The 17403-nt window shown below is 63.2% G+C and carries 14 protein-coding genes and 2 pseudogenes; 4 read left to right on the forward strand and 12 right to left on the reverse strand.

Features of this window, described 5'->3' with window-relative positions; translation table 11 throughout:
* Positions 1-74: 74 nt before the first annotated feature.
* The 4 genes from AWB77_RS21365 to AWB77_RS21385 all read left to right on the forward strand — a co-directional run bounded on the left by AWB77_RS21365 (position 75) and on the right by AWB77_RS21385 (position 5701).
* Positions 75-980 (forward strand): DUF72 domain-containing protein, encoded by a 906-nt coding sequence (locus AWB77_RS21365; RefSeq protein ID WP_061136443.1) that lies wholly within the window; start codon positions 75-77, stop codon positions 978-980.
* Between the two features lie 458 nt (positions 981-1438).
* Positions 1439-2587, forward strand: coding sequence for an SMP-30/gluconolactonase/LRE family protein (locus AWB77_RS21375; protein WP_061136445.1), 1149 nt, complete (start codon positions 1439-1441; stop codon positions 2585-2587).
* Positions 2588-2710: 123 nt separating this feature from the next.
* A complete protein-coding gene (locus tag AWB77_RS21380) occupies positions 2711-3097 on the forward strand; it encodes a hypothetical protein (protein ID WP_341844987.1) in 387 nt (128 codons plus the stop codon).
* Positions 3098-3382: 285 nt separating this feature from the next.
* Positions 3383-5701 carry an FdhF/YdeP family oxidoreductase gene (locus tag AWB77_RS21385; RefSeq protein WP_061136447.1) on the forward strand — a complete coding sequence of 773 codons (2319 nt, stop codon included), beginning with the start codon at positions 3383-3385 and terminating at the stop codon, positions 5699-5701.
* 138 nt (positions 5702-5839) lie between these two features.
* Here the strand turns inward: AWB77_RS21385 and AWB77_RS37340 are convergent.
* The 12 genes and pseudogenes from AWB77_RS37340 to AWB77_RS21445 form a co-directional block, all read right to left on the reverse strand.
* Positions 5840-6188, reverse strand: a pseudogene (locus tag AWB77_RS37340) (alcohol dehydrogenase catalytic domain-containing protein); the annotation flags it as partial.
* Positions 6189-6236: 48 nt separating this feature from the next.
* Positions 6237-6491 carry a hypothetical protein gene (locus AWB77_RS21395; protein ID WP_061136569.1) on the reverse strand — a complete coding sequence of 85 codons (255 nt, stop codon included), beginning with the start codon at positions 6489-6491 and terminating at the stop codon, positions 6237-6239.
* A 97-nt stretch (positions 6492-6588) separates the two neighbouring features.
* Positions 6589-7581: a UDP-glucuronic acid decarboxylase family protein gene (locus tag AWB77_RS21400; RefSeq protein ID WP_061136449.1), complete on the reverse strand. Its 993-nt coding sequence runs from the start codon at positions 7579-7581 to the stop codon at positions 6589-6591.
* Positions 7582-7608: 27 nt separating this feature from the next.
* Positions 7609-8567: pseudogene (locus AWB77_RS21405) on the reverse strand (glycosyltransferase family 4 protein).
* Complete coding sequence (locus tag AWB77_RS21410; protein WP_061136450.1) at positions 8554-9615, reverse strand: glycosyltransferase family 9 protein; 1062 nt, start codon at positions 9613-9615, stop codon at positions 8554-8556. Before AWB77_RS21410 ends, AWB77_RS21405 begins: the two are co-directional and overlap by 14 nt.
* A complete protein-coding gene (locus tag AWB77_RS21415; RefSeq protein ID WP_061136571.1) occupies positions 9612-10628 on the reverse strand; it encodes a glycosyltransferase family 2 protein in 1017 nt (338 codons plus the stop codon). The genes AWB77_RS21410 and AWB77_RS21415 overlap by 4 nt, the downstream gene beginning before the upstream one ends.
* 32 nt (positions 10629-10660) lie before the next feature.
* Positions 10661-12406, reverse strand: coding sequence for a carbamoyltransferase family protein (locus AWB77_RS21420; protein ID WP_061136451.1), 1746 nt, complete (start codon positions 12404-12406; stop codon positions 10661-10663).
* Positions 12407-12408: 2 nt separating this feature from the next.
* Positions 12409-13581, reverse strand: a complete 1173-nt coding sequence (locus tag AWB77_RS21425) for a glycosyltransferase family 9 protein (protein ID WP_096031165.1) — start codon at positions 13579-13581, stop codon at positions 12409-12411.
* Complete coding sequence (locus tag AWB77_RS21430; RefSeq protein WP_244158598.1) at positions 13578-14165, reverse strand: D-glycero-alpha-D-manno-heptose-1,7-bisphosphate 7-phosphatase; 588 nt, start codon at positions 14163-14165, stop codon at positions 13578-13580. Before AWB77_RS21430 ends, AWB77_RS21425 begins: the two co-directional genes overlap by 4 nt.
* The gene (locus tag AWB77_RS21435) at positions 14162-15433 is read right to left on the reverse strand and encodes a glycosyltransferase family 4 protein (RefSeq protein WP_061136452.1); all 1272 of its coding nucleotides are present in this window, start codon (positions 15431-15433) and stop codon (positions 14162-14164) included. Before AWB77_RS21435 ends, AWB77_RS21430 begins: the two co-directional genes overlap by 4 nt.
* 185 nt (positions 15434-15618) lie before the next feature.
* A complete protein-coding gene (locus tag AWB77_RS21440) occupies positions 15619-16569 on the reverse strand; it encodes a glycosyltransferase family 2 protein (protein WP_061136453.1) in 951 nt (316 codons plus the stop codon).
* Positions 16559-17287, reverse strand: a complete 729-nt coding sequence (locus AWB77_RS21445; RefSeq protein ID WP_244158599.1) for a PIG-L deacetylase family protein — start codon at positions 17285-17287, stop codon at positions 16559-16561. Before AWB77_RS21445 ends, AWB77_RS21440 begins: the two co-directional genes overlap by 11 nt.
* Positions 17288-17403: the final 116 nt, after the last annotated feature.

Here is a 17403-nt window from a genome sequence, read left to right on the forward strand (position 1 = left end):
CCTATCCGCGAAGGCTGCCGCCCAGTCCGCACAAATGCGCAGCTACCGCATGAAAGTGCGTACGAGCCCGGGTCATGACAGGCCGCGTGCGAATCGGCATCTCGGGCTGGCGGTACGCGGGCTGGCGCGGTGTCTTCTATCCGCAGAAACTCCCGCAGGCGCGCGAACTCGAATTTGCGTCGCGCCGGGTGCAGAGCATTGAAATCAACGGCTCGCATTACTCCCTGCAACGCGCATCGAGTTGGCGTGCATGGCATGACGCGACGCCCGACGATTTCGTTTTCAGCGTAAAGGGTCCGCGCTATCTCACCCACATGCCGCGCTTTCGCGACGAAACGGCCATCCCTGCGATGGCAAACTTCTTCGCCTCTGGCGTACTCGGCCTTGGCGAAAAGCTCGGCCCGTTTCTCTGGCAGTTTCCGCCGAGCTTCGCATTTCATGTGGCCGACTTCGAGCGCTTCCTAGCACTCTTGCCGAAGGATGCGGCCTGCGCTGCGGCCTTCGCTCAGCAGCACGACACGCGAGTAAAGGAACCGTGGTTCGATGCGCCGAGGAAAAAGCGAGTGTTGAGGCACGCCGTAGAAATTCGACATCCGAGCTTTCTTGACGAGACCTTCGTACGCTTACTGCGCAAACACGGCGCGGCGCTGGTCGTATCAGACTCCACGGCTGGCTGGCCGTACGCAGAAGATTTGACCGCCGATTTCGTTTATATGCGCTTGCACGGTACGGAAACCCTTTACAGCGGCGCATACACTGACGAGGCGCTTAACGCATGGACGCACCGCATCATGTGCTGGGCAAAGGGAACGCAGGCCGAGGATGCCTGCCTTATCGCGGCGCACAAGCCGCGCAGTCGTGCATCGCGCGATGTATTCTGTTATTTCGACAACGATCAAAAAGTACAGGCGCCGTTCGATGCTGAACGGCTACGAGAACGTCTCGAAAAAGAGTCCTTTGGCGGTCCATCGCGCCAATGAAATCGTGAATGACGCCATCGCTTCGCCAACGCCTCGCGCTCGAGTTCGTCCAGCGGAAGGTGACGCACGTCCCGGCCCTTGACGACAACCACAACGAATTCAGCGATGTGTTTGGCGTGATCTCTGATCCCCGCGAGCGAGCCCGTGGATGGTGCTTCGAAATGGACGAGAACGAAGGGACGAGAACGAAGACGCGATGCGCAGGATGAAGCAGTTGCAGATACGGCGCACCTGTAGTGGAACAGGAAGGCAGCTCCAGGGTATGCGCGCGATGGGCGCATCGCGACGTGGTCGGATGGCGAGGCGTCCTCGGTCCTTGGCGCGATATCGACGCCCTCCGTGCCGAGCCGATGAAGCGTCGCGCGTCAATCGGTCGGTCAATGAATAGACAAGCAGAATTGTGAACGATGTGGCACCACGATTGCTGAGATCGCGCATTGTCACCATCGGAGCCGATCATGGCGCCAATCTCAACACCGCTGGGCCGAATCCTCTTGCTCACGCTGAGCCTCGCCGCCTTCGCTCAAGCAGGCATTGCCCAGGAGAGCTCGGACAAGCACGACAATCATGCCCGAGGTCGCGGTCCGCAGCTTCAGCTCGTCGCCACGTTTGAACATCAGGTCACTGGCATGACGGTTACGCCGGACGGCCGCAAGTTCGTCAACTTTCCGCGCTGGACGGAGGACACGCCCATCTCCGTCGCGGAGCTCGGAGCGTCCGGCGATCTGCGTCCTTATCCCGATCCCGAATGGAATAGCTGGCGCAACGCGCGTCGCGACAAAGTCACGCCGCAGGATCACTGGGTCTGTGTGCAGTCCGTCGTGGCGGATAAGCATGGGAACCTCTGGGTGATCGATCCCGGCGCGCCGGCGCAATCGCTCGTCGTGCCGGGCGCGCCGAAGCTCGTGCGAATCGACCTTGCCTCGAACCGCGTCGCGCAGGTCTACGCGTTCGATGAAACCATCGCGCCCCAGGGCAGCTATCTCAACGACGTACGCATCAGCCCGGACGGGCGATTCGTGTATATCACCGATTCCGGCGTGCGTGGCGCGGTCGTCGTGGTCGATACGGCGTCAGGTAGCGCGCGACGCGTGCTCGACGGCGATCCGAGCACGCAGGCCGACGAGACCGTCACCGTAAAGGTCGACGGCAAGCCGCTACAACAGACGGACGGCAGGCGCGTGAGCTTCTCGGCGGACGGCATCGCGCTGTCGCCGGACGGACGCTATCTCTATTGGCAGGCGGTGAAGGGCAAGACGCTTTATCGCATCGCAACCGACGCGCTGCAGAACGCGCAACTGAGCCCGCAACAGGTCGCGGCGCGCGTGGAAGCCGTCGGCATCGATGGACCTGCGGACGGACTCTGGTTCGACGAGCGCGGACGTCTCTATGTGTCGTCGGTCGAGCATCACGCGATTCGCGTGCGTGACGGCGAGCGCGTCGACACGCTGCTGCGGGACCGCAATCTCGTCTGGCCCGACACATTCTCGGAAGGCGCCGACGGCACGATCTACGTCACCGATTCACGCATTCCCGAGATGAGCTGGTTCGATCCGCAGAGTCCCATCGCGCTGCCAACGCGGCTGTATGCGATTCGAGGACGCTAGCGGCGGGAGGGCGCCGTGGATAATTACGCAGAAAGAGGAAAGCAGCGTATGAAACAGCAATTTGATAATCGGATCGTCCGCTCTCTCTGCTCAGGTTCGACAGCAGGACTTGCATCGGCGTCGGTGGCAACGACCGGTGCGCTTCGCGCGGGTCATGCGCCCTACGCCGCGCTGAACGCCGTGGCGCACTGCCTGTGGCCGGACGCAACGTCGCAGGAAACGCCGAGCATCAGATACACGGCGCTCGGGGCGACGATCCACATGGGCAGCGCGGTGTTCTGGGGCGTGCTGTTCGAAGCGCTGTGCGATCGGCGGAGCCGTCCCGCGCGAATCGTAAGCGCTGCCGTGGCGACCGCGCTCATCGCCTATGTGGTCGACTACCACGTCGTGCCGAAACGCTTCACGCCGGGTTTCGAGAAGCATTTGTCTAAGCGCTCGCTGGTGATGACCTATGTCGCGCTAGCCGCCGGGTTTGCGATTGCCGCGTTGGCGCGACGCGCGTCTCGCTGACGCATCTCAGCGTGACACACGCCGCTCCTCGCGACGCGCTTCGTGCTTCACTCCGAGCGCGGGACGTCGAGCACATGATGCGCGGCGATGACTGAGCGTTCGTTGATCGCGGGCGGCATGGTCGAATGGTGAAGTGTTCTCGACCATCGACGCGATATCTGCGCCATCCGTGCCAATCGATGAGGGCAATCGCGGCGTCGGTTGTGCTGCTGAAGACCGCCCGAAAGGGAACGTCAGTTGCTGCTGCGTGGTGCAAACACATCGAACACGTGCGAGGCAAAGGACATGGCCGAATCAGACAACGGCGTTCGCAAGAGCGCCGCATACCCGTATTCGTCGGGCGGATGGGGATCGCTGAAGGCGGTCGCAGTCGCGCTCATCCAGGAAAAGGTGCCGCTGAAGGAAACCACGGTCCTGCTGAAGCAGAACAAGCCCGATGGCTTCGCCTGCGTCAGTTGCTCATGGGCGAAACCAGCCGATCCTCACACGTTCGAGTTCTGCGAAAGCGGCGCGAAGGCGACCGCCTGGGATCTCACCGCGAAACGCATGACGCCGCAGTTTTTCGAGCTTCACACGGTGACTGAACTATGCGCATGGCACGACCACGATCTCGAGGACGCCGGGCGTCTCACCGCGCCCTTGCGATACGACGCCGCGAGCGACAAGTACGTCAGCGTCACGTGGCAGGAAGCGTTCGAGGACATCGGCCGTGAGTTGCGCGCGCTCGATCCGAAGCGCGTTGTCTTCTATGCGTCGGGGCGCGCGTCGCTCGAAACGTCGTACATGTACCAGCTTTTCGCGCGCATGTATGGCACCAACAATCTGCCCGACAGCTCGAACATGTGTCACGAAAGCACGAGCGTCGGATTGAAGGCGGCGATCGGCGTAGGCGTGGGCACCATCAAGCTCGAGGACTTCGAGAAGACCGATCTCATGTTCTTCTTCGGGCAGAACGTCGGCACCAACAGTCCGCGCATGCTGCATCAGCTACAGGACGCGAGAAAGCGCGGGGTGCCGATCATCACGTTCAATCCCTTGCGCGAGCCGGGGCTTATCAAGTTCGCTAATCCGCAATCTCCCCTCGAGATGATGACACCGGCCCATACGGTGATCAGCACGCAATATCATCAGGTGAAGACGGGCGGCGACACGGCCGCGATGCTCGGCATCTGCAAGGCCGTCATTCACGCCGACGACCGCGCGATGGAACTCGGCGAACCGCGGGTGCTCGATGTCGCGTTCATCGAGACGCATACGATCGGCTTCGAAGCCTTCGCGGATTATGTGCGCGCCGCGTCCTGGGACGATATCGAGCGCGTGGCGGGACTTCCGCGCGCCGATCTCGAAGCCGCCGCTGGCGAATACATGCGCGCCAGCGCGGTGATGGCGCACTACGGCATGGGCATCACGCAACATCGGCAAGGCGTACAGAACGTCCGCATGCTGTGCAATCTGCTCTTTTTGCGCGGAAATATCGGCAAGCCTGGCGCGGGGCCGTCGCCGGTGCGCGGGCATTCGAACGTGCAAGGGCAGCGCACGGTCGGCATCACGGAGAAGCCGGAACTCGCGCCGCTCGACAAGCTCGCGAGCCAGTTCAACTTCGAGCCGCCGCGCGAGAAGGGCATGAATATCGTCGAAACCTTCGAAGCGATGCTCGACGGCCGAGTCAGCGCGGTCATCAATCTAGGCGGCAATCTCGTGCGTTCGGTGCCGGACCGCTTGCGCATCGAACCGGCATGGCGCGAACTGGAACTTGTGGTCAATGTCGCGACGAAGCTCAATCGCAGTCACCTCGTTCACGGCAAAAAGTCGTACATCCTGCCGTGCCTGAGCCGCATCGAAATCGATACGCAGGCGAGCGGCGCTCAGGCCGTATCGATGGAAGACAGCACCGGCTGCATTCACGGCTCGCGCGGCGTGGCCGAGCCGGCCTCGGCCGATGCGCGTTCCGAGCCGTATATCGTCGCAGAGCTGGCGAAGCATACGCTCGACGAGCGCTCGACCATCGACTGGGATCGCTGGCGCAACGACTATGCGCTGGTGCGCGACGAGATCGCGAAGACGTATCCCGAGACCTTTCACGACTTCAACGAAAGAATGTGGACTCCCGGCGGCTTTCCGCGCGATCTGCCGGCGCGCGAACGCAAATGGAAAACGAAGAGCGGCAAGGCGGAATTCTTCGTGCCCGAGACCATCGGTGAAGACCCGGACATGCCCGAGCGCGAGCCGCAATCGCTGCGGCTCATGACGCTGCGCAGCGACAGCCAGTTCAACACGACGATCTATAGTCTCGACGACCGCTTTCGCGGGATCAGCGGGGGCCGCATGGTCATCATGATGTGCGAAGCGGATATGAAGCGGCACGGCCTGCACAAGGACGATCGCGTGACCCTGCAGACTATCGCCGACGATGGCTTCGAGCGACGCGTCGCGGGTCTACGCATCCAGCCGTACGACATACCGCAGGGATGCATCGCGGGCTATTATCCCGAGTGCAATCCGCTGTTGCCGCTATGGCACTGCGCGAAGGAAAGCAAGGTGCCGGGCGCGAAGTCGATCCCGGTTCATATCGTCGAGGTGAACGGCACGGCGCGCGAACCGTGAGGGGCGTCAAAAGCGATATCTGCGGCGCCCGGAAGTGGGCCATCGACAGTATGCCAGGGCGAGTGCGCCGATCGACATCAACGCGAACGACGCGGGCGGAAACGAAGCGACAGTATCCGCCGCGATCGCCGGGCCGGGGTGGCGGAACAGTTTAGCGGCGGCGTCCTTGTTTGGGTTGGAACGTTCGTAGACCGAGAAATTGCATCGCTTGCACTAGTCGCATTCGTTGCAGATGATCGTGAACGGCACGACCACGCGATCGTCGATTTTAGCGCCGTGTTGTCTCGGCCAACTTCAACCACTTTCCGATGAATTCTTGACGCATGACGCCGCCTGGTTTCATGCCGGGCATGAAGCCGTCGACCAAATGGAAATCCGAGCCGCAGATCGATACCTCGATAATCGCATCGCGGCCATGCTCGATGCGCGGGTCCAGACCCGTGTCGTATTGAATGTCCTTCTTGCAGTGCCAGATGAGTGCTTTCACGGACGCCTCGGGCGGTTTTCCTGTAACGGCGGCCGCGCTCTCGTGAGCCTAGGCATCGTTGTTGGACTTTCCCGGTCTGCCGCTGCGGCTCGCGGGCTCGAGGTCGGGATCGACATGATCGTGTTCGGGGACGTACGGGCCTTCCTCGGGATGATCCTTTCCCTTGGGCACGAGACTCGGGTCGATGTTGCCGTGCTCACGCTGTTCGATGGTGCCGTCGCGCTTTTCCTTCACATCGCCTTCACCAAGCGCCTTTCGGCGCTCGTCCGCACGTTCGACGGGATCAGATGGTTCGTTTTGCATGGCCTGCTCCTTCAGCACTGTCCTGCTGTCCCATTCGAGCAATCGATATACCTCGATTGCCATGCGCGTACGCCTTGTCGCGGACCGGCCAAGGCGCTTACGCCATTGCCTGACGGCACTGAGCGCTGCGCGCTTGCATGGCCTCGGTTACCGCGCGAAAATGCCGCACTGTCCGCGTGAGCCCTTCATCGAGCGCGGTCGTAGGCATCCAACCCAACACCTCACGCGCCATCGAAACATCCGGTTGACGATGCCACGGATCATCCATCGGCAGAGGCTTGAACACGATCTCCGACGACGACCCTGTCAGTTCGATGATGCGCCGCGCGATATCGAGCATCGACAGTTCATGCGGGTTCCCCAGATTCACCGGCCCGATAACTTCCTCGGGCGTGTTCATGAGGCGAATGAACGCATCGATCATGTCGTCGACATAGCAGAACGAGCGCGTCTGCGTGCCTTCGCCATACACGGTGATCGGCTCGCCGGAAAGCGCCTGCATCACGAAGTTGGACACCACGCGCCCATCCGACGGATGCATGCGCGGCCCGTACGTGTTGAAGATGCGCGCGATCTTGATCGAAAGCCCATGCTGCCGCCGATAGTCCATGAAAAGCGTTTCGGCGCAGCGTTTGCCCTCGTCATAACACGATCGCGGACCGATCGGATTCACGTTGCCCCAATACGCTTCCTGCTGCGGATGCACATGCGCATCCCCATACACTTCGCTCGTCGATGCCTGGAAGATTCGCGCGTGAACGCGCTTTGCAAGCCCGAGCATGTTGATCGCGCCGTGCACGCTCGTCTTCGTCGTCTGCACGGGATCGTGCTGATAATGAATCGGCGAAGCCGGGCACGCGAGGTTATAGATTTCATCGACTTCCACATAGAGCGGAAACGTCACGTCGTGACGCATCAATTCGAAGTTCGGGCTATCAAGCAGGTGCGCGATGTTGTCCTTCGTGCCGGTATAAAAGTTATCGACGCACAGCACGTCGTGACCCTGCGCCAGCAGCCGCTCGCACAGATGCGAGCCGAGAAAGCCCGCACCGCCCGTCACCAGAATCCGCTTTCTATACGCTTCTCTCATGTCGTCATGTCCTGTCTGATTGATCCGCTAGCTGCACACGTAGCGCAAAGCCTCGTCCCAGTCGCTGGCGAAGCGGTCGATATGAAAGCGTTCGAGCGCCGTTCGCCGCGCGCCTTCGCCAAGACGCCGCGCTTCGGCGGGATCGCGCAGCAAGTGCTGCATCGCGTCGATGAGCGCCTCCGTATCCGTATGGATGAAGCCGCTTTCGCCGTTGCGTATCACGGTGGATAGCTCGGTCGTCGCGAGTCCGACGATCGGCATGCCTATGGTCATGGCCTCGACGATGGCCAGCCCGAGGCTCGTCCAGCGAATCGGATTGAAGAAGAAGCGATAACGTGCGGCGAAAGCCGCCAACTCCAGATTGCCGATTTCGCCGATGCCGCCCGCCGACTGCGCATCCATGCCGACGAGGTCGAGCGGTACACGCGCGGCGGCTTGTGCATAGACATCGTTGCCGAGGCGCCTGCCGCGCTGGCGCAGATGATTGATCACTGCGATGCCGCGCTCCAGTTCGCCGCTATAACGCACGTCGTCCGGCACGATCACGCCATGCTCGATGACGCGCGTCGGCGTCTCGCCGCTATCCCACATCAATCGGTTGAAGTGCGTGACATGCACGAGCAGCGTGTCGCGTTCCTGCACCCAATGCTTCTGCTCGAACGCGTTTTCCTGCGGCGGATCATGCTCGATATAGACGCGCGGCAAGCGCCGTTGCGCATCGGTGAGCAGGTTGAGCCGATCGTCGTCCCATTGACGCCTGTGCTGAAAGAGCACGACATCGAACGATTGCGACGGCACTTCGCTTGCCGGAATCTCATGCACGTTCGCGCCGAACGGCAACGCGCCGGCCGTGCCCGCGTATCCGGCGGAAAGCCGGGACGCGTGACCAGATAGAAGTCGTGCGGCGCCTGACTCAGGTAATACAGGTAATTGCCGTGGATATGCCACGTGAGCACACGCAAGCGCCGGGAACTAGTCGTGGGCATGAAGAAGCGTCTCCTCTCGAAGGGTGCGTGCAAGCTGCGCGAAGGCGGCATCGATCACGGCTCGCGTGCTCACATTGAGCGCGCATTCGTGGCCGTAAGGACATTCGCGAAACGCGCAGGGCCGGCACGCAGGCCAGTCCGCGAGCACGCGATGACGCGCATGGTCGAGCGGCGCCCAGCGGCGCGTATCGCTTCCTGATGCGATGACGACGCTCGGCGTGCGCGTCGCCGCGGCGACGTGCGACAGCCCCGTGTCGTTGCAGACGATGAGCCGCGCCCTCGCGACGAGCGCGGCAAGCGCGCCCAGCGACGTGCGTCCTGCGAGATCGATCGCACGCGCGCCGGCGTCGTGCGCGACGCGAGCGGTCAGCGACGCTTCGCCCGCGCCGCCCGTGACTGCGATCTGCCATCCCGGTTCCGACAACGTGCGCGCCACTTCGCCGAAGCGCTCGACGGGCCATCGGCGAGAAGGCAACTGCGCGCCCGGATGAACGAGCACGAGCCTGTCGCAATCGATCGCACAGGTGTCGATCAGCGCATCGCATTCGCGCGTGTCGCCATCGGTCAGGGGAATCTCGAGATCGAGTGCATCCGCGTCGATGCCGAGACGTTGCATCAACACGGTATAGCGCGCGGGCTCGGGCAAATCGTCGGGCCACGGAATGAACGCGCCTTCGCGCATGCGTTCATCGGGCTTGAGAAAGCCTGCGTTCAACCGCGCCCCCATGCCGTCGACGATATCGTTCGCCACGCCGCCGCTGCCGTGCAACTGGATCGCGAGATCGAAGCGGCGTTCGCTCAAAGCCCCTAGAAATGCGGGCAGATGCGCGTCGGTCTCTTCCTGTTCGGGAAAGCCGATCGCGCCCGGAAACACGATCAGTTCATCGAGCAGATGGGCGTATCGTTCGATGAAGCTTTTCGCCCACGGCAAGCCGACGAGCGCGATATGCGCTTGCGGATAAGCACGCCGCAATGCGCGCAACGCGGGCACGGCGCACAGCATGTCGCCGAGTTGCAGCGCGCGAAAGATCACGATGCGTTCGATCATGGAAAGAACACCTTGAACTTGAACGCGCCGCGAATGCGCCAGTAGATCGACAAATACGGAATGATCGCCGACGTCCACAACATTTCGGCGATATGCGCGGGCGTGCGCGATGTCGTCTTCAATCGCTGCACGGCGAACCATAACGTCATCGCGATCCATGCAATCGCAGTCATCGCGGCGATGCGCGGCGCATCCGCGATCAGCGACACGATCACGACGACCAGCGCCGCGAGCATCGCATAGTAGAGAAGCGGCGGAGCGCGCCGGATGCGCTCGCGAAAGAGCGCGGGATGCTTCTTGTAGAGCAGCGCGTCGAACTGGCTCTTCTTCTGCTGCGAAATGCACACGCCCCAGCGCGCGGGGCGTACGGGATGCAGCACCATCGCGTCCTCCGCGCGAGCGATTCCGAACCCCGCGCGCATCAACGCGAATTGCAGGTCGGAGTCCTCGCGCCATGCCGATGTAAAGCGCGCGTCGAAGCCGCCCGTGCGTTCGAGCGCCGCGCGTGTCGCGAATGCGTTCGCGGTGGCGAACTCCGCGTTCGCGAGTCCGGCGGCGTCGAGCTCGTAGTCGGTCGGATGATCGGGCAGCGGCACGACGATGCGGCCCGATACCGCGTCCGCGCCTTCATCGAGCGCGCGCACGCCGTTGACGAGCCATTGCGGGTCGGGAATTGTGTCGTCGTCGGTGAAGGCCATGCGTCGTGCGAGCGATGCGCGCCAGCCCGCATTGCGCGCGCCTGCCGGACCTTGGCTTCCCGTCACCGGCACGTAGTGGATCTTCGGGCCGCTCTGCGCATACGATGCAGCGAGACGCTGTACGCATGCCCTCGTTGCTTCGTCGGGGCCGTCGTCGCACACGATGATCTCGTAACGCGCCGGATCGTACGCCTGCTCAGCAAGCGCGCGCACGCAGCGTTCGAGCATCGCGGGACGGCGATACGTCGGGACGACCACGGACACATCCGGAATGAAATCTTCGCGTGGCAGAGCGGGCGCATCCATCGCGCTCATCTCGCCGTTCTCGACAAGACCCGCGTACGTGCTCATGCTCGGGCGCCCGGTTTTTCGATAAGGAACGAGCCGATGACGAGCGCATCGAGCGGCGACGTCCAGAACGATTCGAGCGCATCGCGCGGCGTATTCACCATCGGCTCGCCACGCGTGTTGAATGACGTGTTGACGAGCACCGGCACGCCCGTGCGTTGCTTGAACGCCGCGAGCAGATCGTAGTAGAGCGGGTGCTGCGCGCGATTGACGGTCTGCACGCGCGCGGTGCCATCGATATGCGTGACCGCCGGAATGCGCGCTTTCATCTCTTCGCGCACATCGAAGACAAACAGCATGAACGGCGCGACGCGCGCATCGATGAACCAGTCGGCCGCGTGCTCTTCCATCACGACGGGCGCAACGGGGCGGAAGTCTTCGCGATCCTTGATCTCGTTCAGACGCGCCTGCATGTCCGCGTGAATCGGCGATGCAAGAATCGAGCGCGCGCCGAGCGCACGCGGGCCGAACTCCGTGCGGCCCTGGTACCAGCCGATCACGCGATTCTGCGCGAGAATCTCCGCCGTTTCTTCGGCGATATTCGTGAGCTTGCGATACGGCGCGCGCGCCCATTTCAGGAACGCTTCGATTTCGTCATCGCCGAATTCGGGTCCGAGATACGCGTGATCCATGCGCCACTTGCGGCCGCAGTCGCCCGCCTTCGCGCGTTCCCGATAATCCGTCCACAGCGCGGCGCCCAGTGCGGTGCCGGCGTCGCCGGCCGCGGGCTGAACCCACACTTCATCGAACGGACCGCGATCGCGTAGGCGCGCGTTCATCACGCAATTGAGCGCGACGCCGCCCGCCATCGCGAGATTCGGCAGTCCCGTTTTTTCATGCAGCCACTTCGCGAGTTCGAGCGCGGTTTCTTCGAGCACGGCTTGCAGCGAATGCGCGATATCGAAGTGATGCTGCGTGAGCGGCCCGCCGCGTTCGCGCGCGGGGCCGAAACGATCGACGAGACGCGGCGCATCGACGGTGTAACTTCCGTCATGCCGATACTTCACGATTTCACGGATTTGATCGACATACGCGGGCTTGCCGAACGACGCCAGCGCCATCACCTTGTACTCATCCGATGAATGCAGGAAGCCGAGATAGCCCGTCACGGCTTCATACAGCAAGCCGAGCGAATGCGGCAATTCCACTTGCTTGAGGCGCTTGTATTCGCCCTCGACGAATTGCCCGAGACTCGTCGTCACGCCTTCGCCGCGTCCATCCATCGTGAGCACCGCGGTGTCGTCGAAAGGCGCTGCGAGAAACGCACTCGCTTCATGACACAGATGATGATCGACGTTATGCCAGGCGAAGCGCGGCGCGCGTCCGCCGCTTGTGAAACGACGCTTCAGATGGTGCGGCGCGCCGTCGAGCAACTGGTCTTTCGCGTTGACGATATAGCTTAGAAACAGCGGGTCCCACGGCGACTCGGACGGATTGCTCAACGTCTGTGCCGACGGCTTCATCGGCAAGGCGATGCTGGTCTTCGCGTCCTTCGGCATGCCCGAGAAGAGATGCGGATCGTATGAATACGCGATGTGATCCACATCGGCGAGTTCGATGCCCGTTTCCTTGAGGCAATAGTCGATGGCATCGAAAGGAAGCTGCCATGTCGAGAACGGCACGGGGCGCTTCGCATGCTTCACATGCGTGAAGCGCTCGTCTTCGGCGGCCGCGATGACGACGCCATCCTTGACGAGCGCCGCTGCGCTGTCGTGATAGACCGCATTGATTCCCAATGTGTACATGACTAGCTGGCCTGTATGGTCGAGTTGATGAGCGATGCGTTTTCGGAGAGTTCAAGCACCGCGGACACGACCTCGTCCACGCCAACCTGAACGAGGCACGCGTGATGACCTTCGGGACACACGCTGCGATAACACCAGCGGCACGGCACGTCGTGATAAAGCACGCGATGCGGCGTTTGCCACGGCATGTGCTGCGGATTCGTGAGCGCGTAGAGATCGACGACAGGCGTGCCGAGCGCCGATGCGAGATGCACCGGCCCGCTGTTGTTCGACAGCAGCACGCGCGCATGCTCGATGAGCGCCGCGAGTTCGCCGAGTTCGAGCGCGCCCGAGAGATCGATCGCGTTCGCGCTATCTCCGCATGCTTCGCGGCATAGCGCGCTTTCGCTGGGCGAGCCCGTCACGAGCATCGGCCATTGCAATTGCGTGCCGAGACGTTCGATGACTTGCGCGAAGCGCTCGGTCGGATAGCGGCGCGATGCGGCGGTCGCGCCTGGATGCACGACGATGAACGGCGCATGCAGATCGACGCCGCGTGCGCCGAGCTTTTCCGCGAGCGACGCGGCATCGTCGGGACGCACGTCGAAACGCATTCGCGTATCGGTTGCGCATGCGCCGACTCGCGCGACGAGTGCGAGTTGACGTTCCACTTCATGCCGCGTGCCGTGCTGCGGCTCGGTTTCCTGCACCCAATCGGTTAGAAGGCCATACGGATTCTCGCGACAATGCGCGAGCCGCAGCGGAATGCCGGCGAGATGACACAGCATCGCGGCAGGCAGCGGATTCTGGCTATAGACGCTGAAGATCACGGCCGCATCGAACTGCGATGCCGCGAGGCGCGCGCGCATCGCGAGATCGGCAAGCGCATCGATCGGCGCATCCTGCTTGACCCAGGGCGCGTCGTATTCGATCACGTCGTCGATCGCATCGATGAAAGGCGCCGCAGCCTTGCCCGAACGCGACGCGAGCAGTGTCAGGTGCCGCCCCGGCTGAGCGTTGCGCAACGCGTGCAGCGCGGGCGTGGTCATCAGCACGTCGCCGAGATTGTCGAGACGAATGCACAGCATGCGCTTTACGTCCGCGCCCCAGTCGCGCGCTTCGGTTGCCGCGCTCTTGCGCGCATGCGCCTCGACGACCGGCGGCAGCGTCGATGGATTCACCGGATCGCGCTTCATGCGGGACACTCCGCGGCAACGATCGCCATCGCGGCTTCATACATGTCCTTCACGACGAGGTCCGGGTCGCGACCTTCGCCGTGCAGCCATTCGGTCTCGTTGCCGTTATCGATGAGCACGCTGCGGCATCCCGCACGATGGCCCGCCTCGACATCATCGAGTATGTCGCCGATGAACCAGCTTCGCGAGAGATCGATGCCATGCTCGCGCGCCGCGCGCAGCAACATGCCCGGCGCGGGCTTGCGGCATTCGCATGATTGCGTGTACTCGGGCACGACGCCTCGTGGATGATGCGGGCACCAATAGACATGCATGAAGGCCGCGCCCGCTTGCGCAGCGAACGCTTGCAGGCGCGTTTCGACCCGATCGAGCGCATGCCGCTCGAACTTGCCAAGCGCCACGCCGCTTTGATTGCTGACGACGAACAGCGGCACGCCATGCGATGCGAACACGCGCAACGCATCGAGCGCACCGGGCGCAAGGCGCATGTGATGCGGATCGACATTCCAGGGCACATCGTCGAGCAGGGTGCCGTCCTTGTCGATGAAAACGGCGGCGCGCGGCGACCGTGGCATCTGCGTCATCGCGATCCTCCGCCCATCGCGACGCGGGCCGCGTGCTGCGATTCGGCGCCGCTCACGCGCGCATAGACCTGCGCGAGCGCCTGTGCGACGCTCGACCACGTGAACATCGCGTTGGCGCGCGCAAGGCCCGCTTCGCCCATGCGTCGTGCGAGTGCCGCATCGCGCTTGAGCGTGGCGATTGCCTGCGCGAGCGCGGCCGGATGCTTCGGCGGCACGAGCAGACCTGTTTCACCGTGCGCCACCGAATAGCGGATGCCGCCCACATCGGCGCCGATCACGGGCGTGCCGCACGCCATCGCTTCGAGCGGCGTGATGCCGAAAGGCTCGTACCACGGCGTCGTCACGAACACATCGGCGGCGTTATAGAAGTGCTTCAAGTCGCTTCGTCCATGACGTCCGGCGAAATGCACGTGCGCTTCGATGCCGCATTCCCGCGCGATGCCACGCAGCCTGCCGATCTCGGGCGTCGCGATTTCATTGGCTTCATCCGAATTGCCGCCGACCACGTAAAGCTCGACGCTTTCGTCATGCTCCGCATGGCACACGCCGAGCGCGCGCACGACATTGTCGATGCCCTTGCGCGGCACCATGCGCCCCAGTTGCAGCGCGATAAAGCGATCCTGCGGCCAGCCGAGCTGCTCGCGAGCCTGGCGCTTGTCGAGCGGATGAAACTCCGCGCGGTCGAAGCCGCATGGCACGAGATCGATGCGCGCGGGATCGGCATGATAGAGATGGAGCAGATCGTTCTCGTCCTGCGGACATTCCGCAATCACCGAGTCGGAGCGCTTCACGAGCTCATCTTCGATATCGAAGCGCGCATCGGGAAAGCCGTCCGATTCGCCCTGATGCAGCCGCCGCACGCGACCGAGCGCATGAAACGTGGTGACGAGCGGCACGCCGAGCGCGTCCTTGATGCGCAAGCCGACGAGACCCGACATGAAGAAGTTCGCGTGCACGATGTCATACGACTGCGCTTCCTGCTTCATGAAGTCGATCATGAAGTTTGCGAACGCATCCATGTGCGGCAGGAGCTGTTCCTTCGGCAACTGCACGGGCGGCCCCGCCGGCACGTTGATGACGCGAATGTTTTCGAAGCGGGAGACGAGCGGCAGCAGCGAACGATCGCAGCGCGTGAAGACATCGACATCATGGCCGATACGCACGAGCTGGCGCGCCACATTGGCCACGTAAATATTCTGGCCGCCGCTATCGACGCCGCCCGCGATCGCCAGCGGCGATGCATGTTCACTGATCAAAGCGATCTTCACGAGAGCCTCTCCGTTATGCGATCCCCTTCGGCGTGTCGCGCGACGCGCAATCGCGTGGATCAGTCATCCGGATTCAGCATTTGGCGTGCCACTCGTTGTGAGTGTCGACAGAAGTACGAAACGATTTTCGGTTCGTCGCGCAACGAACCAAATATCGTTTGGTTCGTTGCGCGACGCGCGCGCTTTTACGTGGCGCGTGTAGAACCGACAGCGCGTTCGCCGCGCGTCTGGGCTTCGCGGCATGCGTCGTCGTCGTGGACGAGACGCCGCATGAGTTGCACGCGCTCGTCGATCACGCGTCGTCTGCGAAGCGCCCATGCGATGCCCGCGATCAACTCCTTCAGATCGGGCAACGGCGATGGTTCCGTGAGCAAGAGAGCGATCGCGTCGCGGGTGGCACGCAGCGCTTCGGCCAGCGGCAGACGCATCCACGCGACCCACGAGGCATTGCGTGCGAGCAGCCAGCGTCGTTGCGCGCTGTCGCGCAGCGGAGAAGGATGATGATGAAGCACAAGCTCATCCACATAGACGATCTCGTGGCCTGCGCCAAGCACATCGAGCGAGACGAGCGCCTCTTCTCCGCCGATAAAAAGCCTCGGCTCGTAGCCGCCCGTTTGCCGGAAGACGTCCGTGCGAAACACGCACGCGCCCGCCATGAAGCCGATGAGCGCGGATCCAGGCAGCCCGTCGCGCGCGAGCGGACTATCGCGCATGCGCTCGCACGTTTCATCGATTGCGCCGTGTTCGCCGACGACCACGCGTGCATTCAGCACGCCAACGCGCGGCGCGGCATCGAGCACGTCGACGGCACGGGACAGCGAGCCGGGACTCCACCACGTGTCGTCGTCGCAGAACGCGACGTATTCCGTTTCGGCGCGCGCGACGCCGAGATTGCGGCCGGCCGCGCCCAGATTGCGCGGCGCGAGGACGAGCTTCACGAACGGAAAGTTCCTCGCGATGCGCTCGGCGGTGCCGTCGGTCGAGGCATTATCGACTGCGATGATCTCGATGCGATCGGGCAGCGCGGCAAGTCTTGCAAGCGTGTCAAGAACCTGATCGTCACGGTTGTAAGTCAGCACGACGACGGAGAGTCGTGCGCGGTCCGCGTCGGGAAGAACGACTCGTTCATCGGTCATGGCGTGCGGTCTGCAAGCTCCAGAAGCGCTCTGTCGCGAAGACATCGTCGTAACCGTTCGGGCCAAACGCCTTCAGTTGGCTAATATAGCGGCTCACGGCGCGCTGCTTCGCTCCTTGATGTCGGGCGAGCGCGGCCGTATCGATGCGCTCGGATACGGGCGTCGCGATGATGCCGCAAGCGGCCAGATCGGCGAGGCGCGTCTGCACGAGCCCGTCCATGCGCCGATACAATGCGTCCTCATACGCGAGGCAGGCGAGCGTTCGGTCCGCGAGCCATGCCTCGCGGCACGCGCGATGCACCAGATCGTGATCCGAATGAAAGAGACCCAGCGGAACGACGAGCGCACGGCAGGCCGTCGCGCGGATCACATCGAGCAGGGCCGCAACTATTTCATCGTGCGAGGCGGGGCTATCGCCTGCATATTGCGAATCGAGAAAGCCGAGATGGATGGGGCGCGCACCGAGCACGTCGAGCGCGGCGGCGTCTTCGGCGCGGCGCGCGTGCATGGCCTGATGCGCGTCCGTTAAGCCGCACTGCGCGTCCCAGTCGGTGACGAGCGCATTGTGCGGCACGCCCGCGAGAACCGTGCAGACGATCGAATCGGGCGCACCGGCGATGGCGGCGCCGCAACTGAAGACGGCATCGTCGAGATGGGGCGAGATGACGAGCAAGGGGTCATTGGCGTGCGGCATGGGCGTACCTTTCGGTGTCGGCATGCGCGGCACCGTGCAATGCCCGTGCCGCGCGCCTTCACCGTGCGTCGATGAGGCGGGGTGCTGCGTGGCGGTATGGGCGAGTCCGGCCGAAACTTCAGTCCCCGTCTGCAATCGGG

It is taken from the genome of Caballeronia fortuita, from assembly GCF_001544835.2.
In the GTDB taxonomy this organism is placed as follows: Bacteria; Pseudomonadota; Gammaproteobacteria; order Burkholderiales; family Burkholderiaceae; genus Caballeronia; species Caballeronia fortuita.